The organism is Demequina zhanjiangensis (genome assembly GCF_030418315.1).
GTDB lineage: Bacteria > Actinomycetota > Actinomycetes > Actinomycetales > Demequinaceae > Demequina > Demequina zhanjiangensis.
In genome coordinates this window covers 151,363-175,884 of the sequence record NZ_JAUHPV010000007.1, presented here as the reverse complement: position 1 = coordinate 175,884, position 24,522 = coordinate 151,363, and the positions used below count along the sequence as shown (strand labels likewise).

Below are 24,522 nucleotides of genomic sequence, written 5' to 3'. Positions count from 1 at the left end.
AATCTCCGCGCTGTCAAATCGCCGTTCTCGCGATTCTCTTTCATGGAGCCGGGCACCCTCGATCTCATCCTGGATCAGCGCACGCGCTTACCCATCGATTCGTTCGAGGAGCTGCTTCGACGTCTCCCGCGGCCTTGTTCAGTCCTGCGGTGAGCGTTGGAGTCCGTGGCCTTCTTCAGTCCTCCGGATCTCGTTCCCGTCGTCGGCAACGGGTTAAACATTACGGGCTTGTGAACACCAGGTCAAATCGCGTGACATCCGGGCGTGTCGCGAGCGTAACCCCAGGTAGATTGCCTGTTGAGGCTCGTTCGCGCCGCGCACCGTTCAGACCTGGCGGAAAAGTCCGACAGTCTTTTTTCCGCGGCGAAGCACGGTCCAGCCGCCCGCGAGCGAGTCCTCTGCGCGGAGCACCGCTTCGGCATCCTCGACCTTCACGTTGTTCACGTACGCACCGCCCTCCTGGATCGCACGACGAGCAGCCGACTTGGACGGGACGATCCCCGCCTCGACGAGAGCGTCGGCCACGCCGATGCCGGCAGCGCCCTCCACTCCCCCGAGCTCCTTCGCACAGCCCGAGAGCGTCGGCTCATCCAGCGACTCGAGGTCACCGCGACCAAAGAGCGCCTGCGAAGCGTCCACCGCACCCTGTGCTGCCTTCTCACCGTGGACGAGCGACGTCACCTCCCATGCGAGCGTGCGCTGCGCCTCCCGCCTGAACGGCTCATCCGCCACCTTCTGCTCGAGCGCCTCGATCTCCGTACGCGACAGGAAGGTGAAGATCTTGAGGAACCGCACCACGTCCGCATCGTCCGTGTTGATCCAGAACTGGTAGAAGGCGTACGGGCTCATCATGTCCGGGGCAAGCCACACAGCGCCGCCCTCGGTCTTGCCGAACTTGGTTCCATCCGCCTTCGTGATCAACGGCGTCGTCATCGCGTGGACAGCGTCCCCGTCGGCCTTGCGGATCAGCTCGACGCCGGACAGCAGGTTGCCCCACTGGTCGTTTCCGCCTGTCTGAAGGGAGCAACCGTAGCGGCGGTGCAGCTGGAGGAAGTCGTTTCCCTGCAGCACCTGGTAGCTGAACTCGGTGAACGAGATCCCTTCCTCGCTCGACAGGCGGCGCGCGACGGTGTCCTTGGCGAGCATGGTGCCGAGTCGGAAGTGCTTGCCGATCTCACGCAGCAGGTCGATCGCCGTGAGCTCGCCGGTCCAGTCAAGGTTGTTGACCATGACAGCAGGGTTGTCGCCCTCGAAGTCGAGGAAGCGGGAGATCTGGTTGCGGAGCCGCTCCACCCAGTCCGCCACGGTCTCCTTCGTGTTCAGCACACGCTCGCCCGACATGCGGGGGTCGCCGATCATGCCGGTGGCCCCACCGACGAGCGGATGCACCTTGTGGCCCGCGATCTGCAGGTGCCGAAGCAGGACCAGCTGCACGAGGTGACCGTGGTGCAGGCTCGGTGCTGTGGGATCGAAGCCGCAATACATTGCGAGCGGTCCCTCATCCATCGCCGCGCGGAGCTCGTCGACTCCAGTGGTCTGCGCGATCAGCCCGCGCCAGGCAAGGTCATCGAGGAGGTGCTCAGTCATAGACGGAATTCTGCCAGTCCGCGGGGACTACAAGTCCACGTGCAGTGTGCCCACCGTGGCAGCCTCGAGCCTGCCGGCGTCGGGAACGCGCGCAAGGCCCGGCTCCCGCGGGATGGCAAGGTAGCCGTCCTCGATCACGAACGGGTCGGTGATGTCCTCGGCGTAGAAGCGGTCCGACGCGGAGATGTCGCCCGGGAGGGTGAACCCTGGCATGCCCGCGAGCGCCGCATTCGCGGCCCGGCCGATGCCGGTCTCGAGCATGCCTCCGCACCACACCGCGATCCCGTGTGCGCTCGCGATGTCGTGGATTCTGCGCGCCTCGAGGTAGCCGCCCACGCGCGAGGGCTTGATGTTGATGATCTGCGCGGCCCCCATGGCGATCGCGTCGGCCGCCTTGGGTGCGGAGACGACAGACTCGTCGAGGCACATCGGCGTCCGCATGCGCTTCGCGAGCTCGGCGTGCTGCCGCATGTCGTCCTCAGCGAGGGGCTGCTCGATCAGGAGCACGTCGTAGGCGTCGAGCTTCGCGAGATGGTTGGCGTCCACAAGGGTGTAGGCGGCGTTCGCGTCCACCTGGAGCGGGATATCGGGGTGCGCCTCGCGCACCGCCCTTACAGGGTCGATGTCCCAGCCCGGCTTGATCTTCAGCTTGATCCGCACGTACCCCTCGTCGAGGTAGCCCTGCACGGTCTCGAGGAGCTGCGGCACCGAGTTCTGGATGCCGATCGACACTCCCGACGGCACGCGATCCTTCGTGACGCCCAGGTAGTCAGCGAACGAGGTCCCCGCAGCGCGCAGCTGCGCATCGAGCACCGCCATCTCCACGGCAGCCTTCGCCATGCGGTTGCCGACGATGCGCTCCAGGTGGTGGGCGATCGACTCCGCGGTGAGCGGAGCCTTGCGCTGCGCCTCCGCGAGCATCGGCAGCAGGTACGTCGTGGTCACGTCGAGGACGCCCGCGTTGTACTCCTCGTTGTACACGGGCTCGGGCAGCGCGCCGCACTCGCCCCAGCCGATCACCTCGACGCCGTCGACCTCGGCGTGCAGCTCCAGGACGATCACGCGCCGGTGCGTCTGGGTCGAGAACGACGTGGTGAACGGCGCCACGAGTGGCAGCTCGAGCGTGCGCAGGGCGACGTGGGTGATCTTCATGGCTTCTCCAGGCGGTAGCGGCCGTCGCGGGTGGCGGCGGCGAGCCGCCACCCGGCATCCAGCAGAGGTACGAGCGTGTCGCGCAAGGCGACCCGCCACAGCGCGGCCGTGTCAGGGTCACGACGACGCAGATCCTCGATGTCGGGCGGCAGGGCCGCCATCACGGCCGACACGCCCTCGGGCGTCGGCGCGGACACCGGTAGATCGGTGGGTCCGACGGACAGCACCTCCGGGGCGTCGCCCTGCACCGTCTGCTCGGACCCGGCCGACGGGAGCGGCGCGTCGAGCTTCCAGTTCACGAGGATCCTGTCGCTTCCCTGCCCGGCGTTCACCCCGTCGACCATCTGGCCGTAGAAGTCCACCAGGTAGTCGGCGAGCGTGGTGCCGAGACGACGCATGTTGAAGGCGGCGTTGCGGGCGACCAGCGGGTCGTAGGTCCACATCATCCGCGTGAGGCCACGGTCGAGGCACCACGCACGCTGATGCAGCTTCATCGCCGTGCCGATTCCGCGACCCTCCGTGCCCGAGACGACTCCCGCCACGTGAGAGTGCAGCGCCTCCCCGATCGGCTGCGCCAGGAACCCGACGCACACGCCGATCATGCGATCGCCCTCGAAGGCGCCGGCGACATAGCTGCCCGAGTGCTCGAGCGCCACGAGCAGTGGCGCCTCCATCACGCTCGATCCCCAGATGGAGCGCAGCACATCCGCCGCTTCGACGCACTCCGCAGCGTGAAGCGCACGGACGGTCACGCCCGCTCGCTCGGACGCGGCGTCGGCATCGGCCCAGGCAGACGCGAGGAGGTCCTGGCCCACGGGCGTCACGACGTCGGCTCGCTCACCAGATCACGGATGAGCAGCGCGACCAGCGCAGTCCGGCCCGGGATCTCATCCACGAGCACATGCTCGTCCTCCGCGTGCGCGCCGCCACCGACAGCGCCGAGCCCATCAAGCGTCGGCGTGCCGACGCCTGCCGTGAAGTTGCCGTCGGACGCACCGCCGACCGCGATCTCCTGGATCGAGTCGAGCCCTGCCTCAGGAGCCAGGCGCGCGGCGCGCTCGAACAGCGGCAGCGCCATCTCGCGCTCCAGCGGACGACGGTTGATGTCGCCGTGCAGCACGATCTGCGCACCCTCGAGCACCGGCGCGAGCGCACGCAGGCTCGCGTCCACACGGTCCTGCTCGGCCGCGGTGCGCGCGCGCACGTCCACGTTCACACGCGCGTTCGCAGGCACCGTGTTTCCCGTCGTCCCGATCCAGCCCCTGGTGGGCGTGACCGTCGTCCCAAGCTCCGCGTCGGCCAGCGACTGCAGCGCGAGGATCTGGTGCGACAGCTCGACCCCGGCATTCACGCCCTTCTCAGGCTCGAGTCCCGAGTGCGCGGCGCGGCCGACGGCCTCGACCTCGTACCAGGACACACCCTTGCGAGCGGTCTTCACCGCTCCCCCAGGACCTGCGGCCTCAAGAACGAGCGCGGCCTCGTGCTGGCGAGCCTCCGCCTCGATCAGTGCGCGCGACCGGGGCGAACCGATCTCCTCATCCGCAGTCACGAGGATCGTCACGCCGTCCACCGCGCCAGCGCCGCCGTCGACCGCGAGAAGCGCGACCGCGTGCGCGGCCTGCACCGTTCCCACGATCATGTCGAAGCAGCCCGGACCGCGCATCACGCCGTCGACCACCGAGAACGGGATCCGCTCGAGCGTGCCCACCGGCCACACCGTGTCGTGATGGCATACGAGCAGCACCCGCCTGGGACCGTCCCCGAGCGTCCAGCGCAGGTGCGGGGCACCATCCACGTCCACGCGGTCGGGCTCTGCCGGCAGACCGGCCGTACCCAGCACAGCGCCGACCACCCGCGCTGTCACGTCCGCACTGCGGGCGACAGCCGCCTGATCCTCCGAGGGGGACTCGCATTCGATCAAGGTCCTCGCATCCGCGACCATCGCGTCCAAGCGGTCGCGTGCGGCATCGAGAAGAGTCACCTCGCCATCGTGGCACGACGACGCGTTACGGCGTGGTTTCCCGCGCTGGGCCGGCCCTGTCGACCTAGTCGAGGTAAGGCTGCGTGCCGTCCACGATCAGATCCGCCGCGCCACGCACGCCCTCGTCGGCGAGGAAGATCTCCTCGCGCGGCTGCCAACGCTCCCACTCGGCCCGCAGCTCCTCGCCGTCACGAGCGATCCCACGCTGAAGCCGCAACTCGAACGGCGCCTCCACATAGAGCACGAGCGACGCGAACTCACGTGCGGCTCGCTGCGCGACCCCGACGCCCTCGACCACGAGCGCATCGGCGACGGGCACCGGGATGGTCTCCGCGCGTCGGCCCTCGACCCAGTCCCAGCGGCCGAATGCTCCGTGCTCCCCTCGCGAGAGCGGCTCGAGCACCCCGTGGCCCAGGATCGGCCACATCGTCGCCAGCCCATCCCAGCCCTCATAGATGTCGTCGCCGTGGATCACCTGCGCGCCAAGCTCGGCGCCGAGGCGCTCGCCCAGCATCGTCTTGCCCGATCCGGCCGGGCCGTCGATCAGGACGACGCGCGTGCGACCGCACCGCGCAGGCGCCTTCCGCGCCCGCGCCGCGACATCACGCACAGAGACCCGCCCCATGGCGCTCAGCATAGGGTGTCAGCATGGCGATGAACCAGGGATTCCATCCGAAGGTGCAGCAGGTCCAGGCTGCGCTCCACGCAGGCGGAGTCGATGTCACGGTCCGCCAGATCGACGAGTCGACCCCCACCGCGGCCGCGGCAGCTGACTTCCTCGGTTGCGACGTGGGCGCGATCGCGAACTCGCTCGTCTTCATGGCGGACGACGAGCCGATCCTCGTGCTCACCTCGGGAGCGCACCGGGTGGACACCGCTCACCTCGCCGCGCGCATCGGCGCCGCGAAGGTGCGGCGCGCCTCCGCCGAGCAGGTCGCCAGCGCCACCGGGCAGGTCATCGGCGGCGTGGCCCCCGTCGGGCATCCGACCCCCGTGCGCACCTATCTGGACGTCGCGCTGCTCGAGTACGACGAGCTGTGGGCGGCGGCAGGCATCCCCGCCTCGCTCTTCCCCATCAGCTACGCCGACCTGCTCAAGGTCACCGGCGCCACGGAGGTCGAGGTCGACTGACCGGCGAGACCTGGCTCGCCAGCGGCCGGGGCCCCTATGAGGCGGCAGATGCCCAAGGACGGAAGTGACGGACGCGTGCACGCGCCGCCTTGCCCTGCTCGACGACCTGCTCCGGCGCAGTGCCGCCGACGTTGTCGCGCGCGGCGAGAGAGCCCTCGACGGTCAGGACCTCGAGCACCTCGGGGATCAGCGACTCGTGGATCGCCTGCATCTCCTCCGGGGTCATCTCGTGCAGCTCCTTGCCACGCTTCTCGCACAGGCGGACGCATGCGCCAGCGACCTCGTGCGCCTCGCGGAACGGGACGCCCTGCTTGACCATCCACTCGGCGATGTCCGTCGCGAGCGAGAAGCCTGCCGGCGCGAGCTCGGCCAGGCGCTCCGTCTGGAAGGTGAGCGTGCGGATCATGCCGGCGAAGGCCGGCAGGACCACCTCGAGCGTGTCCACGGCGTCGAACACCGGCTCGTGGACCTCCTGGATGTCGCGGTTGTACGCGAGCGGAAGGCCCTTGAGCGTGGCCAGCAGCCCGGTGAGGTCACCGATGAGGCGGCCGGCCTTGCCGCGGGCGAGCTCCGCGATGTCAGGGTTCTTCTTCTGCGGCATGATGCTCGACCCGGTCGAGTACGAGTCGTCGAGCTTCACGAAGCCGAACTCGACGGTCGCCCAGGCGATGATCTCCTCGGAGATGCGCGACAGGTCCACGCCGATCATGGCCGTCACCCACGCGAACTCCGCGATGACGTCGCGCGAGGCGGTTGCGTCGATCGAGTTCTCGCACGGGCCCAGGAAACCGAGCTCCTCGGCGACCTGCTGGGGGTCCAGGCCGAGCGTCGACCCCGCCAGCGCTCCTGCGCCGTAGGGCGACCAGGCGGCGCGCGAGTCCCAGTCGGTGAGCCGTTCCACGTCACGCAGCAGCGGCCATGTGTGCGCCATGAGCGAATGGCCGAGCGTCACGGGCTGAGCGTGCTGGAAGTGGGTGCGCCCCGGCATGGGCGAGTCGAGGTGGCGGTCCGCCTGGCCGAGCAGCGCGTCGACGGTGTCGAGAAGCTGCGAGGCGATCAGGCGTGCGTGACGGCGCAGGTACATGCGCGGCAGGGTCGCGATCTGATCGTTGCGGGACCTGCCCGCGCGGATCTTGCCGCCCAGCTCGGGGCCGATGCTCTCGATCAGCAGGCGCTCGAGCGCCCCGTGCACGTCCTCATCCGAGTCGGAGGGCACTGCCTTGCCTGCTGCCACGTCCTTGCGCAGCTGCTGAAGGCCGTCGACCATGGCCGCGACCTCGTCGTCCGTGAGGAGCTCAGCCTTGTGCAGGGCGTGCGCGTGCGCGATCGAGCCGAGCAGGTCGTCGTCCGCGTAGCGCCAGTCGAAGTGGGTGGACTTGGACAGCGCGGCGAGCGCCGCGTCGGGTCCGCCCTCGAAGCGTCCGCCCCAGAGCGCGCCTTCGTTGGTGCCTTCTGCCTTGCTCATGCTCACTCCCCTGGAACTGCGCGACGGCCTGTCACGCTCTCTGACACTCTCTCACCCGCAGGACGCGCTGACCTGCGGAGACCGACACTGGCATACCCGAGCGGGCGACTCGACCCGCCGCACCGACGCTGACCGACCCCGAAGGGGCGGGAAGCTGGCGGAGGCGGCGGTGAGTGACCCGCTCGGGTCAGGATTGGCTAGTAGCCCAGGCGCGCCTGACGCGCCGCAGCCTGCTTGGCCGCGAGACCGTAGATCTCGATGAAGCCGCGGGCCGCCGACTGGTCGAACGTGTCGCCCTCGTCGTAGGTGGCCAGGTTGAAGTCGTACAGACCGGTGTCCGACTTGCGGCCGTCCACGATCGCCTTGCCTCCGTGAAGCTGCATGCGGATCTCGCCGGACACGTAGCGCTGGGTGTCCTCGATGAAGGCCTCGAGCGAGTCCTTCAGCGGCGACGACCACATGCCGTCGTAGACCAGCTCGGTCCACTCGTCGGTGATGCGGCGCTTGTAGCGGGCCTGCTCGCGCTCGAGCGTGACGTTCTCGAGCTCCTTGTGGGCCTCGATCAGCGCGATCGCGCCGGGCGCCTCGTAGATCTCGCGGGACTTGATGCCGACCAGGCGGTCCTCGACGATGTCGATGCGGCCGATGCCGTGCGCACCCGCACGCTGGTTCATGATCTCGATCGCCTGCAGCGGCGTGACCTTCTCGCCGTCGATCGCGACGGGGATGCCCTTCTCGAACGTGATGAGAACCTCGTCCGGCACCGGCGGGAAGGCCGGATCGTCGGTGTAGTCGTAGACGTCCTTGGTGGGCGCGTTCCAGATGTCCTCGAGGAAGCCGGTCTCCACGGCGCGGCCCCACACGTTCTGGTCGATCGAGAACGGGTTCTTCTTGGTGGTCGCGATCGGCAGGTTGTGCTTCTCCGCGTAGTCGATCGCCTTGTCACGGGTCAGCGCGAGGTCACGCACGGGGGCGATGCACTTCAGATCGGGCGCGATCGAGGTGATGCCGACCTCGAAGCGGACCTGGTCGTTGCCCTTGCCGGTGCATCCGTGCGCCATCGTGTCGGCGCCGAACTGCTTCGCCGCGGCGGCGATGTGCTTGACGATCACGGGGCGCGACAGCGCCGAGACCAGCGGGTACTTGTCGTGGTACAGCGCGTTCGCCTTCAGGGCGGGCATGCAGTACTCGTTCGCGAACTCGTCGCGCGCGTCCGCCACGTAGGCCTCGACTGCACCGCAGTCCAGGGCTCGCTGGCGGATGACCTCCAGGTCCTCACCGCCCTGGCCGACGTCCACGGCCACAGCGATGACCTCGGCGCCGGTGGCGTCGGCGATCCAGCCGATGGCCACCGAGGTGTCCAGGCCTCCTGAGTAGGCCAGCACGATCCGATCCGTCATGAGCTTCTTCCTTCTACGAGTGGTACTTCTGATGGGGGTTCTGTCTAGTGGTCCTGCGGGGCCACGCCTGAGGCGCGGTCCAAGAACTTCTGGGCGAGCCGCAGCCCGCCGTCCGCCTCGCGGGAGATCACGAGCACGGTGTCGTCTCCTGCGACGGTCCCGACGATGTCCGCATCGTCGTGGGCGTCGATCGCCGAGGCGAAGTACTGTGCGCCGCCCGAGGGCGTGCGCAGCACGGTGATGTTGGCCGAGCCGTCGGCGCTGAACAGCAGCTCGCCGCACAGCCGGGTGAGGCGCTCGTCCGTCGTCTCCTCCGGGTCGCCCTCGTTGCCGACGGCGTACACGTGCCCGCCCGACGCTGCACGCACCTTCACGGCGCCGATGTCGCCCAGGTCACGGGACAGGGTCGCCTGCGTCACCGAGATGCCCTCGGCCTCGAGCCGCATGGCGATCTCGCCCTGCGAGCCGATGCGCTCGGTCTCGATGAGGCGCCTCACGAGCGCCTGGCGGGCGGCCTTCGTGGCCGGGACGACGGCTCTCACTGCGACACCAGCCACGTCAGCAGCGCCTTCTGCGCGTGCAGCCGGTACTCGGCCTCGAGCCACACGATCGACTGCGGGCCGTCGAGCACCTCGGCGGTGATCTCCTTGCCGCGGTACGCCGGCAGGCAGTGCAGCACCTGGGCGCCCTCTGCTGCGAGCTCCATGGTGCGGGAGTTGACCTGGTACTGGTCGAACCGTCCGGTGCGCGCGTCGGACTGCTCCTCGTCACCCATCGACACCCAGGTGTCGGTGGCGATGACGTCGGCGCCACGCACCGCGTCGTCATGATCGGTGGTGACGCTGATCGAGCCGCCCTGCTCGGCCGCGATCTTCTTCGCGTCGAGCACGATCCGCTCGTCGGGCATGTAGTCGGCGGGGGCGCCGATGCGCACGTGCATCCCGGCCAGCGCGCAGCCCAGCAGGTACGAGTGCGCCATGTTGTTCGCACCGTCGCCCACGTAGGCGAGGGTGAGCCCCTTGAGGGCGTCCACTCCCCCACGCGCGTCGGCGATCGCGGCAAGGTCGGCGAGGATCTGGCACGGGTGGAATGAGTCGGTCAGCGCGTTCACGACCGGGACGCCCGCGTGCTCCGCCATCTCCTCCACGCGCTCCTGGCCGAACGTGCGCCACACGATCGCGCTCACCTGACGGCCGAGCACCTTCGCAGTGTCCGACACGGACTCGCCGCGGCCCATCTGCGAGGACCCCGCATCGAGCACGAGCGGGTACCCGCCGAGCTCGGCGACGCCCGCGGAGAACGAGACGCGGGTGCGGGTCGAGGGCTTGTCGAACAGCACGGCGACGGCACGCGGTCCCGCGAACGGCTGGTGCAGGTGGCGGTCCTTGCGGAACGCGAGCGCGAGCTCAAGGACCTCACGCTGCTCGGCAGCGGTCAGGTCGTCGTCGCGAAGCAGGTGGCGGGTCACGACTCCGACTCCTTGCCGGAAGGCAGGTGCGCTCCGAGATTAGTCTGGAGCCACTCGACGAACGTGTCGGCCTCGGGCTGCGTGAGCACGAGCGCGGGCGCCAGACGGATGGTGTCAGGGCTGGGCGGGTTGATGATGAACCCGTCCTCGACGGCTGCGGCGGCGACGGCCGCGCTGACCTCGGCCTCGAGCTTGATGCCCAGGAGCAGGCCCTCGCCTCGCACCTCGACCACGCCGGGGATGGCGCCGATGACCTGCTTGAGGTGCTCGCCGAGCGACTTCGCGTGCGCGAGGAGGTCACGCTGCTCGACTGCGTTGAGGGTGGCGAGCGCGGCGGCGGACGCGAGCGGGTTTCCGCCGAAGGTCGTGCCGTGCTGGCTCTTGCCGAGCAGCGAGCCCGCCTCAGAGCCGAAGCCGATGACCGCGCCGATCGGGAAGCCGGCGCCGAGCCCCTTGGCGAGGGTCACGACGTCAGGCTGGATGCCGTGCGCCTGCATGGCGAGCCACGTGCCTGTGCGGGCGATGCCGGTCTGCACCTCGTCGGCGATCATCAGTGCACCGTGCTTCGTGGTGAGCTCGCGCACCGCGGCCAGATACTCGTGCGTGAGCGGGATGACCCCGGCCTCGCCCTGGATCGGCTCGACGAACACCGCAGCGACGTCCTCACCCATGGCCGCCTCGAGCGCGGCGACGTCGTTGGCGGGGATCCACTCGACGCCCGGGGCGAGAGGCTCGAAGGGCTCGCGGTAGGCGGCGTTATAGGTCAGGGCGAGCGCGCCCGTCGACCGGCCGTGGAAGGCCTTCTCGAGCGCGAGGATGCGCGTCCGCCCCGTGCGGCGGGACATCTTGAACGCCGCCTCGTTCGCCTCCGTGCCGGAGTTCGCGAAGAAGATACGCGAGCCCTCCGGGGCGCCGGAGATCTGCAGCAGCTTCTCCGCCAGCTGGATCTGCGGCTCGGTCGCGAAGAAGTTGGAGGTGTGGCTGAGCTTCGCCGCCTGAGTGGCGATCGCTGCGACCCACTCGGGGTCGGCGTGACCGAGCAGGTTGACCGCGATGCCGCTGAGCAGGTCCAGGTAGCGCTTGCCGTCGACGTCCCACACGTAGCTGCCCTCGCCGTGGCTCAGCACGCGCATCGGCACGCCGTAGGTGCCCATGATCGAGTGCTCGTAGCGGCTCAGCCCCCGCGCGCCGAGGGTCGTCTCGGCCGAGGTGTCCTGGGCGGTCATGTCCACAGCTCCTTGTCCGGCAGCACCATGGTGCCGATGCCCTCTGAGGTGAAGATCTCGGTGAGGATCGAGTGAGGCACCCGACCGTCGATGACGTGCGCCTGCTTGACTCCGCCGCGGACGGCGCGCAGGCAGGCCTCCATCTTGGGGACCATGCCCGACTCGAGGGTCGGAAGGATCGTGTCGAGCTCGCCGGCGTGCATGCGCTGGATGAGCGAGCTCTTGTCGGGCCAGTTCCGGTAGAGCCCCTCGACGTCGGTGAGCGCGATGAACTTGCGGGCGCGGAGGGCGACCGCAAGGGCCGATGCGGCGGTGTCGGCGTTCACGTTGAGGACGACGCTCGGGTCGTCGACGTCAGGGGCGACGGTGGAGACGACGGGGATGCGGCCGGCCTCGATGATGTCCTGCACGGCGGCGGGGTTCACCTTGACCACGTCGCCCACGAGGCCGACGTCCACAGGCTTGCCGTCGACGGTCGCGTAGCGGCGTCGCGCCTGGAACATGCCTGCGTCCTCGCCGGAGATGCCGACCGCGCTGGGACCGTGCTCATTGATGAGGCCCACGAGCTCGCGGGTGACCTGGCCGGACAGGACCATGCGGACCACGTCCATCGCCTCGGGCGTGGTGACACGAAGGCCGCCACGGAACTCGGACTCGATGCCAAGGGTCTTCAGCATCCCCGAGATCTGCGGTCCTCCGCCGTGCACCACCACGGGGTGGAGTCCGAGCAGGCGCAGGTGCACCACGTCCTGCGCGAAGGCGCGCTTGAGCTCGTCGTCGACCATGGCGTTGCCGCCGTACTTGACGACGACGACGGCGCCACGGAACTCCTCGATCCACGGCATGGCGTCGATGAGGACTGACACCTTCTGCCCAGGGGTCAGCCCGTCGAGGCTGCGGGTCTCTTCGCTCATGTCAGTTCACCTCAGGAGGAGTAGGCCGAGTTCTCGTGCACGTAGTCGTGCGTGAGGTCGTTGGTCCAGACGGTCGCGCTCGCGTCGCCTGCGTGGAGGTCCACCTCGACGCGGACCTCACGCCCGCTGAGGTCGACGAGGTCGCGGTCGTCGCCGACCCCGGCGCCGCGGCACACCTGGATGCCGTTGATCGTCACGTCGAGCAGGTTCGCGTCGAACGGGGCGACGTCCTCGGGGACGGTGCCGGCGGCGGAGATCACCCGGCCCCAGTTGGGGTCCTGGCCGAAGATCGCGGCCTTGAAGAGGTTCGAGCGGGTGATGGCCCGTGCGACGGCCTCCGCCGCGTCGTCAGACGTGGCGTTCACCACCGTGACGGCGATGTCGTGGGACGCACCCTCGGCGTCGGCCACGAGCCCACGCGAGAGCTCGGCGGACACCTGGGTGAGCGCGGCCTGGAAGTCGGCCTCGTCGGGGGTCACCCCTGAGGCGCCCGACGCGAGCAGCAGCACGGTGTCGTTCGTGGACATGCAGCCGTCCGAGTCGACGCGGTTGAACGTGGTGCGCACCGCCTCGGCGAGCAGCGCCGAGGCCTGCTCCTCGGTGATCACGGCGTCGGTGGTGATGACGCACAGCATGGTCGCCATGCCGGGGGCGAGCATGCCCGCGCCCTTGGCCATGCCGCCGACGGACCAGCCCTCGCCCGTCGCGACGGACTGCTTGGTGACGGTGTCGGTCGTCATGATGGCGTGAGCGGCGTCGTCGCCACCATCCGCTGACAGCGCGGCTGAGGCCGAATCCACGCCTGCGAGGAGCTTCTCCATGGGCAGGCGCACGCCGATGAGGCCCGTGGAGCACACGGCGACGTCGCCCGCGGAGATGTCCTTGCCTGCGGCCTGAAGCACCTCGGCGACGTGCTCGGCCGTGCGGTGCGTGTCGGCGAAACCCTCGGGCCCGGTCGACGCGTTCGCGCCACCCGAGTTGAGGATGACAGCGTCGACGCGGCTGTCGGCGATCACCTGGCGGCTCCACGCGACGGGGGCCGCGAAGACGCGGTTGGTGGTGAAGACGCCTGCTCCGACGTGGAGCGGACCCTCGTTGACGACGAGGGCGACGTCCTTCTTGCCGGTGGACTTGAGGCCGGCGACGACGCCGGCGGCGAGGAATCCCTGGGGATGCGTGATGCTCATGAGGTGGCCCTTCCTGCGCCTTACGGCGCGGTGCCGATCGTGCTGAGGCCGGTGGTCTCGGGCAGGCCGAGCGCGACGTTCATGCTCTGAAGGGCCGCACCCGCGGTCCCCTTCACGAGGTTGTCGATCGCGCAGACGACGACGACGCGGCCCGCCTTGGCGTCGACGGTCACCTGCATCTGGGCGACGTTGGCGCCCAGGGTCGACGCCGTGGTGGGCCACTGGCCCTCCGGCAGGACCACCATGAAGGGCTCGTCCTTGTAGGCCTCGACCCAGGCGTCGCGGACGGACGCCGGGTCCACGCCTGCGGCGAGCGGCGCGGTGATGGTCGCGAGGATGCCACGCGCCATGGGGACGAGCGTGGGCGTGAAGCTGATACGCACGTCGTCCGCGCCTGCGGCGGTGAGGTTCTGGACGATCTCGGGGATGTGCCGGTGCGTGCCGCCGACCGCGTACGGCACCGCGGCGCCGAGCGCCTCCGAGGCGAGATACGGGGTCGCGAGCTTCTTCCCTGCGCCCGAGTAGCCGTTGGCCAGGACCGCGACGATGTCGGTCGGGTCGACGACGCCCGCGGCGACGCCGGGCTGAAGGCCGAGCGTGACGGCGGTGACGTTGCAGCCGGGCACGGCGATGCGCTTGGTGCCAGGGAGGACGTCACGCTGGTGGGCGTCGCCCACGACGAGCTCGGGCATGCCGTAGGGCCAGGTGCCGGAGTGGTCGCCGCCGTAGTACTCGGCCCACGCCTCGGCGCTGGCGAGCCTGTGGTCGGCACCGCAGTCGATGACGAGCGTCTCGGGCGGGAGCTGTGCGGCGATCTCGCCCGAGGTGCCGTGCGGCAGGGCGAGCACGACGACGTCGTGGCCCGCGAGGTTCTCGGGGGTCGTGTCGACGATCACGCGATCGGCGAGGTGAGGCAGGTGCGGCTGGTGCGCCCCCAGTCGGTCGCCCGCAGAGGAGTGCGCGGTGAGCGCACCGAACTCCACCTCGGGGTGCGCGCTGAAGACGCGCAGCACCTCTCCTCCGACGTACCCTGAGGCACCTGACACCGCGACCGAGATTGTCATATGCATAACTATACACAAGTATGAATAGAATCTCGCCACGCACCAACGCCGCGTGTCCACCTTGGCACAATGTGCACATGACGCGCATCCTCCCGCTCGCACTCGGTGCCGCGCTGGTCCTCACCGCCTGCACCGGAGGCGACGGCGCCTCGACCAGCCCGACCGCCACGACCCCGTCGCCCACCACGGACGCCTCGACCCCGGCGTCGACCATCGCGCTCGACGAGGCGTTCTGCGACGACGCCGAGCAGCTCTACCAGCGGGATCTCGCCATCTCCGAGGCGCTCGCCGGGCTCAACACCTCGAGCATGAGCCCCTCCGAGCTCGAGGACCCCGCAGTCTTCGACGCCTACATCGAGGCGATCGACCTGGACGGATGGGACTCGTGGCGCGCGCTCTACGCACAGGCGGCCGCCGACTCGGGCTCACCCGAGATGGAGGCCTGGCTCGCGACCATCATCGAGGTGACCGACCTCCAGTTCGCCGCATACGCCGAGGCCGCCGAGACGGCGACGACCCTCACCGAGTGGAGCCAGCAGGCAGCCGCGCTGCTCGACGCTCAGGCCGACGAGATCGAGGTCGAGGGCGACGAGGCGCTGCGCGCCTCGGAGGCGTCCATGGCCACGTGCGGCGTCCCGCTGTCCGTCGCCGCCGGCGAGCTGCTCGGATACGAAGGCTGACCCACCACGGAAGGGGAATGCGCGCCCACCGGAGCGCGCTGACGCACACATGAGAGCACTGCAGGTCCAGCACACCGGAGGACCCGAGGTCCTCGCCGTCGCCGACGTCCCCGAGCCCACGCCGCAGCACGGCCGCGTGCTCGTGCGCGCCGCCGCGCTCGGCGTGAACTTCATCGACACCTACCATCGCTCCGGCGCGTACCCCATGCCGCTCCCGTTCATCCCGGGACGCGAGGGCGCGGGAGTCATCACGCACGTCGGGGACGGAGTGGAAGGCTTCTCCGTAGGCGACCGCGTCGCATGGGGCTTCTCCCCCGCCTCGTACGCCGAGGTCGTCTCGCTCACCCCGGAGGACCTGGACAAGGTGCCTGACGGAGTCTCCCTGGAGACCGCCGCGGCGGCGATGCTGCAGGGACTCACCGCGCACTACCTGGTCACGTCGGTGCACCCCGTCGCACCCGGCGAGACGGTGCTGGTGCATGCCGCGGCAGGCGGCGTGGGGCTGCTGCTGACGCAGATGGCGACGGCGCGGGACGCTCGCGTGCTCGGCACGGTGAGCACGGATGAGAAGGAGGCGCTCGCCCGCGAGGCGGGAGCCGAGGTGATCCGCTACGACGCGATGGAGGACCTCGCCACCGAGCTTCCCGCCGCCGTCAAGGCCCTTACCGACGGCGAGGGCGTACACGCGGTGTACGACGGCGTGGGCCGCACCACCTTCGACGGATCGCTCGCCTCCCTCCGCCCCCGCGGCATGATGGCGCTCTTCGGCGCCGCCTCAGGCCCTGTGCCCCCGTTCGACCTGCAGCGCCTCAACGCCGGCGGATCCCTCACCATCACCCGGCCCTCGCTCGCCCACTTCGTTGCCACCGCGGAGGAGCGCGCATGGCGAGGATCGGAGCTTCTGGGAGCGATCGCCGACGGCGCGCTGAAGGTGAGGATCGGAGCGACCTTCCCGCTCGACGAGGCCACCGAGGCGCACCGCGCTCTCGAGGGTCGCAGGACCAGCGGCAAGGTGCTGCTGGTCCCGTGACGCTGCGGGCTCCTTGGAGCTGATCTGCGAGCGCCGAGGAGTCAGGGCCCTCCCGGGTGAGCCACGGAGCTCTCCGGCTGCGCCTCGCGCTGGAGATGGCGAGGCGCGACGAAGAACGCAGCGAGCAGCGCGGCGACCAGGATGACCGTGGCCGGCAGCATGATGGTCTGCGCCATCGCCGTCGCGAACGGCGCCTGCAACGCCTCGGGAAGGGTGAATCCGGCGGATGGCTCGCCGAACGAACCCTCGGGAGACTCCCCCAGGTTCGCGGCGAGCCTGCCCGCGATGAGGGTCGCGACCGCGGCGGACCCGACGACCGAGCCGACCTGACGGGTCGAGTTGTACACGCCTGAGCCTGCGCCTGCCGACTGCGGGGGCAGGTTGCGCGTCGCGGTGGTCGCCATGGGACCCCACATGAACGCCGAGCCGATGCCCAGCATGAGCGACGCGAGCAGGAGCAGCGGGAGGGGAGCGTCCGGCCGCATGAGCGAGACGTAGAGCCACAGCGAGGCCGAGACCATGAGCGTGCCGGGCACCGCGAGCAGACGAGGGTGCACCCGATCCGTGAGACCGCCTGCGAGACGGGCGAGGAACAACGACATCAGGGCCGACGGCGCGGTCATCAACGCCGCCTGCGTGGGGCTCAGCCCCAGGACCACCTGCAGGAAGTACATGATCGGGATCAGCATGCTCGTCACGGTGAAGCCGACCGCCGCGATCGCACCGTTCGCGATCGAGAAGTTCCGGTCCCGGAACAGGCTCAGAGGCAGCAGCGGCTCCTTGCGTGTGCGGGTCTGCCACCACACGAAGATGCCGAGCAGGACGAGCCCTGCAGCGATGCACACCCACACCCACGGCGCCCAATCGCGCGCCTGGCCCTCCTGAAGCCCGAACACGAGCCCGAACATGCCGACGCCGGACAGCGCCACCCCCACCCAGTCGAACGAGTGCGCGTGGGTCTCGAGCCGAGGCACCAGCACCCAGGCGGCGATGAAGGCCACGATCCCGATCGGCACGTTGACGATGAAGATCCACTCCCAGCCCGGGCCGTCCACGAGCACACCGCCCGCGAGGGGCCCGAGCAGGCCGGCGATCCCCGCGGTGGCGCCCCACAGCGCCATCGCGCCGCCGCGCCGTGCGGGCGGGAACGTGCGGGTGATCACCGCCATCGTCTGCGGCGTCATGAGGCTCGCACCGAGCCCCTGGACGGCGCGCGCGGCGATCAGGTTGCCGATCGCCGACCCGGGAAGCACGTCCGCCAGTCCACACATCAGGGAGGCGAGCGTGAACACCGCGAGTCCGATCAGATACATCCGACGCGGTCCGAACCTGTCCCCCAGGCGGCCGGTGATGAGGAGCGGCACGGCATACGCGAGCAGATAGGCGCTCGTCACCCAGATCACCGCATTGGTGTCCACGCCCAGCGCCGACTGGATCGACGGGTTCGCGACGGTGACGATAGTCGTGTCGATCAGGATCATGAAGAAGCCGATGATCAGCGCCCACAGGGCACGCCACGGGTCACGGACCTCGTCCATCGGCACTCCTCCCCCACGGCCCGGCGGGCCCTCCGCGACTCTATCCAACGTGTTCGGCCGCTTCGGCCTTCCCGCGCACGCGCGAGCAGGCACAATGTCCCCATGCAGAACTTGAGGATGCGCATGATGCGCGAGGAGGACATCCCCGCCGTGACGGTCCTCAACGCGGGCGCGACCCCTGCCGTCAACCTGCTGACGGAGGAGGAGGTCGCCTCGCTCCATGCGCTGTCCGACATCGCCCTGGTCGCCACCAACCGCGACCGCGAGGTGATCGCCTTCCTGATCTCGCTCGCTCCTGGCCAGCCGTACGACTCAGAGAACTACCAGTGGTTCGAGAACCGTGGGGTGCGGCACCAGTACATCGACAGGATCGTCGTGGCGCCCTCCGCGAAGGGCACGGGAGTGGGCCGCGCGTTCTACGAGTCGGTGTTCGAGCGGGCCAGGGAACGCGGCGCCAACGAGGTGAGCTGCGAGGTCAACACGGACCCGCCGAACCCGGGATCGCTCGCCTTCCACGACCGGCTCGGCTTCAGGCTGCTCGCCGAGCAGTGGACGAAGGACGAGACGGTGAAGGTCGCGCTTCTCGCGCGCTCCGTCTACTGACCCTGCCTCATGCCGACGCCGCTCAGAGCGCGCGGCACTCCCATTCGCCCACGAGGTGGTCGCCGGTGCCAGGGTCGGAGACGTCGAAGGTGCCTGAGTCGAGGCTCGACCCGACCATGATCTGGCCGGCACCTCGGATGGCCTCGCCCTCGGCGTCGAGGAATGTGACGACGCCTTCGTAACTGCCGGGTCCGTCGAGCGGGCCGGGCACGCCGAGCGTGGCAGTGGCGATGCCGCTCTCCACCGCGAGGTCCTGGACCACGATCGACAGGTCGGTGCCATCCCCGGGCTCGCCGCAGTCGGCGGTGAGGAACGGATCCGCGTCCACTGCTCGCGTCACGTTGACGCTCACTCCGAGCGCCTTGCCGTCGTCTTGCCGCACCGCGGTGATCGACGCGTGGACAGGGCCTCGATGGATCGACGAGAGAGGCTCTGCGGAGCTGGGATCGACGGAGAGCGAGGGCATCGGCTCGGGGGCCTCGTCAACGGCGGAAGGCGCCTGCGACGCGGTGACGGTGGTGGGGAGCTCGTCAAGCGAGGCGGCGACCGTGCCGGAGGGTCCGGGAGCGCATCCGGCGACCGCGGCCGCGACAGCGACCACCAGCAGCGCGGCCGCTCCGTGGCGCATGGCCCTCTCCCCTCGCGATGGCGGTGCGACGGCACCGCCGATGCCTCAGTTGTACCGCGCGCGGGGGGTCCGTGTCGATGAACTTCGTCACACCGGCGCGTCGCGCCGGGGGCACGCAGCCGGAGCCGGCGTCATCCGAGGTAGGTGGCGGCGATGATCCCTGCGTACGGCTGGAGCAGGAGGTCGAGATCGCGCCCCGCTCCCGCGGCCCACAGACCGGAGATCTGGCCGTCGAGGTAGAGCGCCGAGGGTGCGCCGAGTCCGTCACGGAAGAGCCTGGCGAACGTGTCGAAGTTGACCAGGTCGTCGGAGATCGCGAGGTAGACGGTGCGTCCGTCGGGTGAGACGCCGACCCCGCTGCGGTAGGCCACGTTGGAGGAGCCTGGGGTGAAGGCGGGATGGATCTGGCCGTCGAGGACCAGCGCGGGGCCCGACTGCGTGGCCTGCAGGACGCCGTCAGGCGTGTAGTCCACGGAGTCGACCACCTGGGCCGTACCGTCGTCGAGGATCGCGAACACGCCGTTGGGCATGAGGTGGAAGTTGCCCGATCCCTCGTTCAGGTTGAGCGGGACGAGCTGCTCGCCGTCGGAGACCAGCAGACCGCCCGGGACGAACTCGGGGGTGAAGATCCCCGCGTTGGCGAGCACGTCGCCTTCGATCTCGCCCAGGTAGGTCCCTCCCGCCTCGCCGTCCCAGAGCACGCGGACGTCCCATTCCTCAAGAGCGAGCTCGGCGACGGAGAAGTCCAGCCCCTCGAACTCGAAGGGCTGGACCGGGCTGTCGGGGTCCACCTCGTCGACCGGCGGCGAGAGCAGCCCGCTCTCGGATCCGCTCGGCGACGGGGTGACGATGGAAGGCGAGACCTCGATCGCGTCGGGCCCGGTGCATGCGGCCAGCATCATCACGGCGGCCGCCGCTGCGGCGACGTATCGGGTCAGGCGCATGCGGGACAGCCTAGGCGCACCCGAAGCCCCTGGTGGACACCCTGTCAGCTGCCCTTGGTCTCACCCTTGCGGGCGCGCTCCTTGTTGACGGTGCGCGCCGCGATCTCCTCCGCGGTGTCCTCGTCCTTGCCCATCTCGCGCTCGGACTCCTTGATGTGCTCGTACTGGCGTTCGCGCTTCGCGGTCCACTCGTTGCTGTCAGGCATGCTTCCTCCTTCTCCTCAGGTTGCGTGTGCTCGGGGCGGCGTGGGCGACACGACCGATCAACGGCTCATCGCGCCTTCCACGTGGGACAGGAGCTCCTCCCAGGCGTCGGCGAACTTGTCCACTCCCTGACGTTCGAGCAGGTCCGTGACCTCGGCCATGTCGACGCCGGCCTGCGCGAGGCCTGACATGACCGACCGCGCCTCCTGGAACGTGCCGACCATGGTGTCGTCGCGCGTGGACTCGCCGTGGTCCTCGAGTGCGTCCAGCGTCTTCTGCGGGAGCGTGTTGACGACCCCGGCGGTGACGAGCTCGTCGACGTACTTCGTGTCGGGGTACGACGGATCCTTGGTGGACGTCGATGCCCATAGGGGCCGCTGGGGGTGGGCGCCGTGCTCGGCGAGAGCCCTGAACCTGTCGGAGTCGAGCACCTCGTGGTGGTGCTCGAGCGCGAGCGCGGCGTTCGCGACGGCGGCCTTTCCGCGCAGCGGCGAGTCGGCCGCCAGACGGCCGTCGACCTCAGCGTCCACGCGGGAGATGAAGAACGACGCGACCGAGCGGATCGACGCGATGTCACGGCCAGCAGCGAGCGCGTCCTCGAGGCCGGAGAGGTAGGCGTCGACCACCTGGCGGTAGCGCTCGAGGGAGAAGATGAGGGTGACGTTGACGCTGATCCCCTCCGAGATCGCCTTGCGGATGGCGGGCAGACCCTCGACCGTCGCGGGGATCTTGATCATCAGGTTGGGACGGTCCACCAGCCACCAGAGCTGTCGCGCCTCGGCGATGGTCGCGTCGGTGTCGCGTGCAAGCCGAGGGTCGACCTCGAGCGAGACGCGTCCGTCCTGCCCGCGCGTGGCGTGGTGCACCAGCGCGAATGCGTCGCACGCGGAGCGCACGTCAGCGGTGGTGATCATGCGGACGGCCTCCTCGACGGAGACCTTGCGGGTGGCGAGATCCGCGATCTGCGCGTCGTACGCATCCCCGTCGGAGACGGACGCGGCGAAGATCGACGGGTTGGTGGTGACTCCGGCCAGGTCTCGCGCCTCGATGTCGTGGGCGAGCGAGCCCGACTCGAGCCTGTCGCGGGACAGGTCGTCGAGCCAGAGGGAGACGCCGGCCTGGCTCAGGGCGTCGAAGGCTGTGGCGGTGGGGATGGTGGCGGTGCTCACGGGGTCCTCCTTCGGATCGTGTGCGGTACGGCGGTCGCCGAACCCTTCCTTCAAGGGCAACGTGAGATCGCGGCCTCGATGTTCCCGGCCGGCGGTTCTGAGCACGGCCGAGGCACTCGGGGAAGGTTTGCGAGGGACCGCGGCGTTACGCTCGGGGACGCTGTCGTCGCGGCGGTTCGCCGTGGCGGGGTCGGGCGTCCAGGAAGGGCAGAAGTGACCGACACCTCTCACCGTGACCGCTCGCGCAGGACCGACACGCCGGACTCGGATGCCTTCGTGTTCTTCGGCGCGACCGGAGACCTCGCGCGCAAGATGATCTTCCCGTCGCTGCTGACCATGGTGAAGGACGGGCAGCTGGACGTGCCTGTCGTCGGCGTCGCGGCCTCGGGCTGGACCCTCGAGGACCTTCACGCACGCGCCCGTGAATCGGTCGGGGACGCAGCAGACTCGGATCCGGAGTCGTTCGCGCGCCTGCTGAGCCTCCTGCGCTACGTGGATGGCGACTATCGCGATCCGTCCACGTTCGCCGAGCTCACGCGAGTCCTCGATGGCGCGCGCCGTCCCACCCACTACCTGGCGATCCCGCCCGCCTTGTTCGGGACCGTGGTCGAGGGCCTCACGGGTGCGGGACTGAACCAGGACGCACGTGTGGTGGTCGAGAAGCCTTTCGGACGCGACCTTGAGTCGGCGATCGAGCTCGATCGCATCCTCTCCTCGGCGTTCCCTCCCGACGCGATCTTCAGGATCGACCACTTCCTGGGCAAGGAGGAGATCATGAACCTCCTCTACTTCAGGTTCGCGAACGCTCTCGTGGAGCCGGTGTGGAACCGCGACAGGATCGCGAACGTCCAGGTGACCGTGGCCGAGGACTTCGGAGTGCAGGGCCGAGGCGCGTTCTACGAGTCCGCCGGGGCGATCCGGGACGTCGTGGAGAACCACATGTTCCAGATGGTCGCACTGCTGGCCATGGAGGCACCCGCCTATCAGGGCTACAAGGCCGTGCACGATGCGAAGGTCGCGGTGTTCAAGGCGATGCGCCCCCTCACCAGGGACGACGTGGTGCGCGGCCAGTTCGAGGGCTACCGCGACGAGCCTGGCGTCGCGCCTGACTCGGACGTGGAGACGTTCGCGGCGGTGCGCCTGTGGATCGACTCGTGGCGCTGGGCGGGAGTGCCCTGGTACCTGCGCACGGGCAAGCACCTTCCGACCAAGTCGGCCGAGGTGGTCGTCGAGTTCAAGAGGCCACCGCAGCAGCTCTTCGACGACGCGCTCGACGGCTCGGAGCGACCGAACTATCTGCGCTTCCGCCTCTCCCCCGAACCTGAGATCGCGCTCGCGGCGCGGGTGAAGACCCCTGGCGAGGAGTTCCGCGGCCACCAGCGCGAGCTGAGCGTGTCATCGTCCGTCGGCACCGAGCGGCCCGCCTACGCGCGCCTCCTGTCAGACGCGTTGCGCGGAGACCTGTCGCTCTTCACGCAGGAGGAGTCGATCGAGGCCGCCTGGCGCGTGGTCGACGCCGTGCTCGACGACCACGCCCCTGCGATCCCCTACCCCCGCGGCTCATGGGGACCCGCCGAGGCGGACGAGCTCATCGCCGCGCACACGACCTGGGTGAATCCCACCACTGACGAAGGAGACCACGCATGACCACCGACACTCCGATGCAGCTCGGCATGATCGGCCTGGGCAGGATGGGAGCCGGACTCACGCGGCGGCTCATGGCCGACGGACACACGGTCGCCGTGAACGACGTGTCGCCGGAGGCCGTCGACGCTCTCGCCGCCGAGGGCGCTGTTCCCGCCCACGACCTCGAGGCGCTCGTGGGCGCGCTCGAGGCGCCGCGCGCGGTGTGGGTGATGGTCCCTGCGGGCGAGGTCACCGAGGGCGTCATCTCTCGTCTGGCCGCGGTGCTCGAGCCCGGCGACGTCATCATCGACGGAGGCAACTCCTACTACCGGGACGACCTGCGGCACGCCGCGGCGCTCGCGGAGCACGGCATCTCGTTCGTGGATGTGGGGACCTCAGGCGGCGTCTGGGGCGCGGAGCGCGGCTTCTCGCTGATGATCGGCGGGGACGACGCGACGGTGACCCGCCTCACCCCGCTGTTCAGGTCCCTGGCCCCTGGCATCGAGGCCGCCGAGCGCACGCACGGCAAGGACGGCGCCCCGCTGCCCGGCGAGGAGGGGTGGCTTCACTGCGGCCCCGTGGGAGCGGGCCACTTCGTGAAGATGGTCCACAACGGCATCGAGTACGGCCTGATGGCCGCATACGCGGAGGGGTTCAACATCCTGAAGGCAGCCAATGCCGGCACCCCGGGCACCGCCGCGCACGAGGCGCAGACCGCGCCGATGGCGAATCCCGAGTACTACCAGTACGACTTCAAGGTGGACGAGGTGGCGGAGGTGTGGCGCCGGGGCTCGGTCGTCGGCTCGTGGCTGCTCGACCTCACGGCCGACGCGCTGCACTCCTCTCCCGAGCTCGCCGAGTTCTCGGGTGAGGTGGCCGACTCGGGAGAGGGCCGCTGGACGTCGATCGCGGCGATCGACGAGGGGGTGCCGACACCGGTCCTCACCACGGCGCTGTACTCGCGCTTCGCGTCGCGCGACCTCGACGCGTACGCCGAGAAGGTGCTGAGCGCCATGCGCAAGGGCTTCGGCGGGCACGTGGAGCGACCCACGGGCGAGTGACGCGAAGGACCGTCGTCCTCAAGAGCGTCGTGGGCGCCGCCTCTCGGCGGGACCTCGCTCTCGAGGACGACGGGCATCGGACCGCATCAAGCGGCCCGATTCATCTCGCGGCCTGGTGCGTGCGCCCAGCGGGCGACACGGAGCGCGGCGATGCGCAGCACGCGACGCAGGCGGGCCTGCAGCTGCCGCGAGGCAGCACGCGAGGCTGCGGCGGATGCCGCGCGCTCGGCCCGCATCCGGGGCTCCGCACGCAGCAGGGACTCAGGGTTCAGGTCATGCATCTCGATTCACCTCCCCCCGACTGTGATCGGAGGGCGCAGGGGCGGGCCATGGCGCGGGTGGTGGTCGCGCATGGATCCGCCGGTGCGGACAGGGGTGTCGCCACGATCGTGGCGGGAGATCACCGCGTCACGCGGTGGCGTGGTCGGTGAGAGTGGCCGGCGGTGCCGGCGACGGGGTGCGGA

Annotated in this window: 25 protein-coding genes; 6 read left to right on the top strand and 19 right to left on the bottom strand. The window is 69.7% G+C overall.

The features are described 5' to 3' along the window. Positions 1–324 precede the first annotated feature (324 nt). From tyrS to QQX04_RS12300, 5 genes are all read right to left on the bottom strand, one after another. Positions 325–1,587 (bottom strand): tyrosine--tRNA ligase, encoded by a 1,263-nt coding sequence (tyrS, locus tag QQX04_RS12320; RefSeq protein WP_301129635.1) that lies wholly within the window; start codon positions 1,585–1,587, stop codon positions 325–327. A gap of 27 nt (positions 1,588–1,614) precedes the next feature. After that, positions 1,615–2,739: an o-succinylbenzoate synthase gene (gene menC, locus QQX04_RS12315; protein WP_301129633.1), complete on the bottom strand. Its 1,125-nt coding sequence runs from the start codon at positions 2,737–2,739 to the stop codon at positions 1,615–1,617. After that, entirely contained in the window at positions 2,736–3,563 is an 828-nt protein-coding gene (locus QQX04_RS12310; protein ID WP_301129631.1) for a hypothetical protein, read from the bottom strand. Before QQX04_RS12310 ends, menC begins: the two co-directional genes overlap by 4 nt. Further along, positions 3,560–4,720: a M20 family metallopeptidase gene (locus QQX04_RS12305; RefSeq protein ID WP_301129629.1), complete on the bottom strand. Its 1,161-nt coding sequence runs from the start codon at positions 4,718–4,720 to the stop codon at positions 3,560–3,562. The genes QQX04_RS12310 and QQX04_RS12305 overlap by 4 nt, the downstream gene beginning before the upstream one ends. A gap of 64 nt (positions 4,721–4,784) precedes the next feature. Next, positions 4,785–5,345, bottom strand: a complete 561-nt coding sequence (locus QQX04_RS12300; RefSeq protein ID WP_301129627.1) for a uridine kinase family protein — start codon at positions 5,343–5,345, stop codon at positions 4,785–4,787. Between the two features lie 23 nt (positions 5,346–5,368). On the opposite strand from QQX04_RS12300, the gene QQX04_RS12295 reads away from it, so the two are divergent. Beyond that, positions 5,369–5,851 carry a YbaK/EbsC family protein gene (locus QQX04_RS12295; protein WP_367312965.1) on the top strand — a complete coding sequence of 161 codons (483 nt, stop codon included), beginning with the start codon at positions 5,369–5,371 and terminating at the stop codon, positions 5,849–5,851. Positions 5,852–5,885: 34 nt separating this feature from the next. On the opposite strand, the gene argH is transcribed toward QQX04_RS12295, so the two are convergent. The 8 genes from argH to argC all read right to left on the bottom strand — a co-directional run bounded on the left by argH (position 5,886) and on the right by argC (position 14,581). Next, the gene (gene argH / locus QQX04_RS12290) at positions 5,886–7,316 is read right to left on the bottom strand and encodes an argininosuccinate lyase (protein ID WP_301129625.1); all 1,431 of its coding nucleotides are present in this window, start codon (positions 7,314–7,316) and stop codon (positions 5,886–5,888) included. 197 nt (positions 7,317–7,513) lie between these two features. Next, entirely contained in the window at positions 7,514–8,716 is a 1,203-nt protein-coding gene (locus tag QQX04_RS12285; protein ID WP_301129623.1) for an argininosuccinate synthase, read from the bottom strand. A 44-nt stretch (positions 8,717–8,760) separates the two neighbouring features. Continuing rightward, entirely contained in the window at positions 8,761–9,273 is a 513-nt protein-coding gene (argR, locus tag QQX04_RS12280) for an arginine repressor (protein WP_301129622.1), read from the bottom strand. Then, a complete protein-coding gene (gene argF, locus QQX04_RS12275; protein WP_301129620.1) occupies positions 9,255–10,184 on the bottom strand; it encodes an ornithine carbamoyltransferase in 930 nt (309 codons plus the stop codon). The genes argR and argF overlap by 19 nt, the downstream gene beginning before the upstream one ends. Next, positions 10,181–11,410: an acetylornithine transaminase gene (locus tag QQX04_RS12270; RefSeq protein ID WP_301129619.1), complete on the bottom strand. Its 1,230-nt coding sequence runs from the start codon at positions 11,408–11,410 to the stop codon at positions 10,181–10,183. Before QQX04_RS12270 ends, argF begins: the two co-directional genes overlap by 4 nt. Continuing rightward, positions 11,407–12,324, bottom strand: a complete 918-nt coding sequence (gene argB, locus QQX04_RS12265) for an acetylglutamate kinase (protein WP_301129612.1) — start codon at positions 12,322–12,324, stop codon at positions 11,407–11,409. Before argB ends, QQX04_RS12270 begins: the two co-directional genes overlap by 4 nt. A gap of 11 nt (positions 12,325–12,335) precedes the next feature. Continuing rightward, the gene (argJ, locus tag QQX04_RS12260) at positions 12,336–13,511 is read right to left on the bottom strand and encodes a bifunctional glutamate N-acetyltransferase/amino-acid acetyltransferase ArgJ (RefSeq protein WP_301129610.1); all 1,176 of its coding nucleotides are present in this window, start codon (positions 13,509–13,511) and stop codon (positions 12,336–12,338) included. Positions 13,512–13,531: 20 nt separating this feature from the next. Then, entirely contained in the window at positions 13,532–14,581 is a 1,050-nt protein-coding gene (argC, locus tag QQX04_RS12255; protein ID WP_301129609.1) for an N-acetyl-gamma-glutamyl-phosphate reductase, read from the bottom strand. Positions 14,582–14,652: 71 nt separating this feature from the next. Here argC and QQX04_RS12250 point away from each other — a divergent pair, with 71 nt between their 5' ends. Both QQX04_RS12250 and QQX04_RS12245 read left to right on the top strand, forming a co-directional pair. Then, positions 14,653–15,255, top strand: a complete 603-nt coding sequence (locus QQX04_RS12250) for a hypothetical protein (protein WP_301129608.1) — start codon at positions 14,653–14,655, stop codon at positions 15,253–15,255. Positions 15,256–15,304: 49 nt separating this feature from the next. Then, positions 15,305–16,285: a quinone oxidoreductase family protein gene (locus tag QQX04_RS12245; protein ID WP_301129606.1), complete on the top strand. Its 981-nt coding sequence runs from the start codon at positions 15,305–15,307 to the stop codon at positions 16,283–16,285. Positions 16,286–16,326: 41 nt separating this feature from the next. Here the strand turns inward: QQX04_RS12245 and QQX04_RS12240 are convergent, their stop codons facing one another. Next, the gene (locus QQX04_RS12240; RefSeq protein WP_301129604.1) at positions 16,327–17,823 is read right to left on the bottom strand and encodes a DHA2 family efflux MFS transporter permease subunit; all 1,497 of its coding nucleotides are present in this window, start codon (positions 17,821–17,823) and stop codon (positions 16,327–16,329) included. A 102-nt stretch (positions 17,824–17,925) separates the two neighbouring features. Between QQX04_RS12240 and QQX04_RS12235 the strand changes: the two genes are divergently transcribed. After that, positions 17,926–18,426: a GNAT family N-acetyltransferase gene (locus QQX04_RS12235; RefSeq protein ID WP_301129602.1), complete on the top strand. Its 501-nt coding sequence runs from the start codon at positions 17,926–17,928 to the stop codon at positions 18,424–18,426. 22 nt (positions 18,427–18,448) lie between these two features. Here QQX04_RS12235 and QQX04_RS12230 read toward each other — a convergent pair whose 3' ends face one another. From QQX04_RS12230 to tal, 4 genes are all read right to left on the bottom strand, one after another. Further along, complete coding sequence (locus tag QQX04_RS12230; RefSeq protein ID WP_301129601.1) at positions 18,449–19,054, bottom strand: hypothetical protein; 606 nt, start codon at positions 19,052–19,054, stop codon at positions 18,449–18,451. A 131-nt stretch (positions 19,055–19,185) separates the two neighbouring features. After that, on the bottom strand, positions 19,186–19,998 hold the full coding sequence (locus QQX04_RS12225) for a phosphodiester glycosidase family protein (RefSeq protein ID WP_301129599.1): 813 nt from the start codon (positions 19,996–19,998) through the stop codon (positions 19,186–19,188). 44 nt (positions 19,999–20,042) lie between these two features. After that, positions 20,043–20,204 carry a hypothetical protein gene (locus QQX04_RS12220; RefSeq protein ID WP_301129597.1) on the bottom strand — a complete coding sequence of 54 codons (162 nt, stop codon included), beginning with the start codon at positions 20,202–20,204 and terminating at the stop codon, positions 20,043–20,045. Positions 20,205–20,261: 57 nt separating this feature from the next. After that, positions 20,262–21,371: a transaldolase gene (tal, locus tag QQX04_RS12215; protein WP_301129595.1), complete on the bottom strand. Its 1,110-nt coding sequence runs from the start codon at positions 21,369–21,371 to the stop codon at positions 20,262–20,264. A gap of 213 nt (positions 21,372–21,584) precedes the next feature. Here tal and zwf point away from each other — a divergent pair, with 213 nt between their 5' ends. Both zwf and gnd read left to right on the top strand, forming a co-directional pair. Continuing rightward, positions 21,585–23,018, top strand: a complete 1,434-nt coding sequence (gene zwf / locus QQX04_RS12210) for a glucose-6-phosphate dehydrogenase (protein ID WP_301129593.1) — start codon at positions 21,585–21,587, stop codon at positions 23,016–23,018. Further along, a complete protein-coding gene (gnd, locus tag QQX04_RS12205) occupies positions 23,015–24,058 on the top strand; it encodes a phosphogluconate dehydrogenase (NAD(+)-dependent, decarboxylating) (RefSeq protein ID WP_301129591.1) in 1,044 nt (347 codons plus the stop codon). The genes zwf and gnd overlap by 4 nt, the downstream gene beginning before the upstream one ends. Positions 24,059–24,144: 86 nt before the next feature. On the opposite strand, the gene QQX04_RS12200 is transcribed toward gnd, so the two are convergent. Beyond that, positions 24,145–24,339, bottom strand: coding sequence for a hypothetical protein (locus QQX04_RS12200; protein ID WP_301129589.1), 195 nt, complete (start codon positions 24,337–24,339; stop codon positions 24,145–24,147). Positions 24,340–24,522: the final 183 nt, after the last annotated feature.

Coding starts and splice junctions, on each gene's coding strand:
- tyrS (WP_301129635.1), bottom strand. CDS start 1,587: ATGACTGAGCACCTCCTCGATGACCTTGCCTGGCGCGGGCTGATCGCG.
- menC (WP_301129633.1), bottom strand. CDS start 2,739: ATGAAGATCACCCACGTCGCCCTGCGCACGCTCGAGCTGCCACTCGTG.
- QQX04_RS12300 (WP_301129627.1), bottom strand. CDS start 5,345: ATGGGGCGGGTCTCTGTGCGTGATGTCGCGGCGCGGGCGCGGAAGGCG.
- QQX04_RS12295 (WP_367312965.1), top strand. CDS start 5,369: ATGGCGATGAACCAGGGATTCCATCCGAAGGTGCAGCAGGTCCAGGCT.
- argH (WP_301129625.1), bottom strand. CDS start 7,316: ATGAGCAAGGCAGAAGGCACCAACGAAGGCGCGCTCTGGGGCGGACGC.
- QQX04_RS12285 (WP_301129623.1), bottom strand. CDS start 8,716: ATGACGGATCGGATCGTGCTGGCCTACTCAGGAGGCCTGGACACCTCG.
- QQX04_RS12270 (WP_301129619.1), bottom strand. CDS start 11,410: ATGACCGCCCAGGACACCTCGGCCGAGACGACCCTCGGCGCGCGGGGG.
- argB (WP_301129612.1), bottom strand. CDS start 12,324: ATGAGCGAAGAGACCCGCAGCCTCGACGGGCTGACCCCTGGGCAGAAG.
- argJ (WP_301129610.1), bottom strand. CDS start 13,511: ATGAGCATCACGCATCCCCAGGGATTCCTCGCCGCCGGCGTCGTCGCC.
- argC (WP_301129609.1), bottom strand. CDS start 14,581: ATGCATATGACAATCTCGGTCGCGGTGTCAGGTGCCTCAGGGTACGTC.
- QQX04_RS12250 (WP_301129608.1), top strand. CDS start 14,653: ATGACGCGCATCCTCCCGCTCGCACTCGGTGCCGCGCTGGTCCTCACC.
- QQX04_RS12245 (WP_301129606.1), top strand. CDS start 15,305: ATGAGAGCACTGCAGGTCCAGCACACCGGAGGACCCGAGGTCCTCGCC.
- QQX04_RS12240 (WP_301129604.1), bottom strand. CDS start 17,823: ATGGACGAGGTCCGTGACCCGTGGCGTGCCCTGTGGGCGCTGATCATC.
- QQX04_RS12235 (WP_301129602.1), top strand. CDS start 17,926: ATGCAGAACTTGAGGATGCGCATGATGCGCGAGGAGGACATCCCCGCC.
- QQX04_RS12230 (WP_301129601.1), bottom strand. CDS start 19,054: ATGCGCCACGGAGCGGCCGCGCTGCTGGTGGTCGCTGTCGCGGCCGCG.
- QQX04_RS12225 (WP_301129599.1), bottom strand. CDS start 19,998: ATGCGCCTGACCCGATACGTCGCCGCAGCGGCGGCCGCCGTGATGATG.
- QQX04_RS12220 (WP_301129597.1), bottom strand. CDS start 20,204: ATGCCTGACAGCAACGAGTGGACCGCGAAGCGCGAACGCCAGTACGAG.
- gnd (WP_301129591.1), top strand. CDS start 23,015: ATGACCACCGACACTCCGATGCAGCTCGGCATGATCGGCCTGGGCAGG.
- QQX04_RS12200 (WP_301129589.1), bottom strand. CDS start 24,339: ATGCATGACCTGAACCCTGAGTCCCTGCTGCGTGCGGAGCCCCGGATG.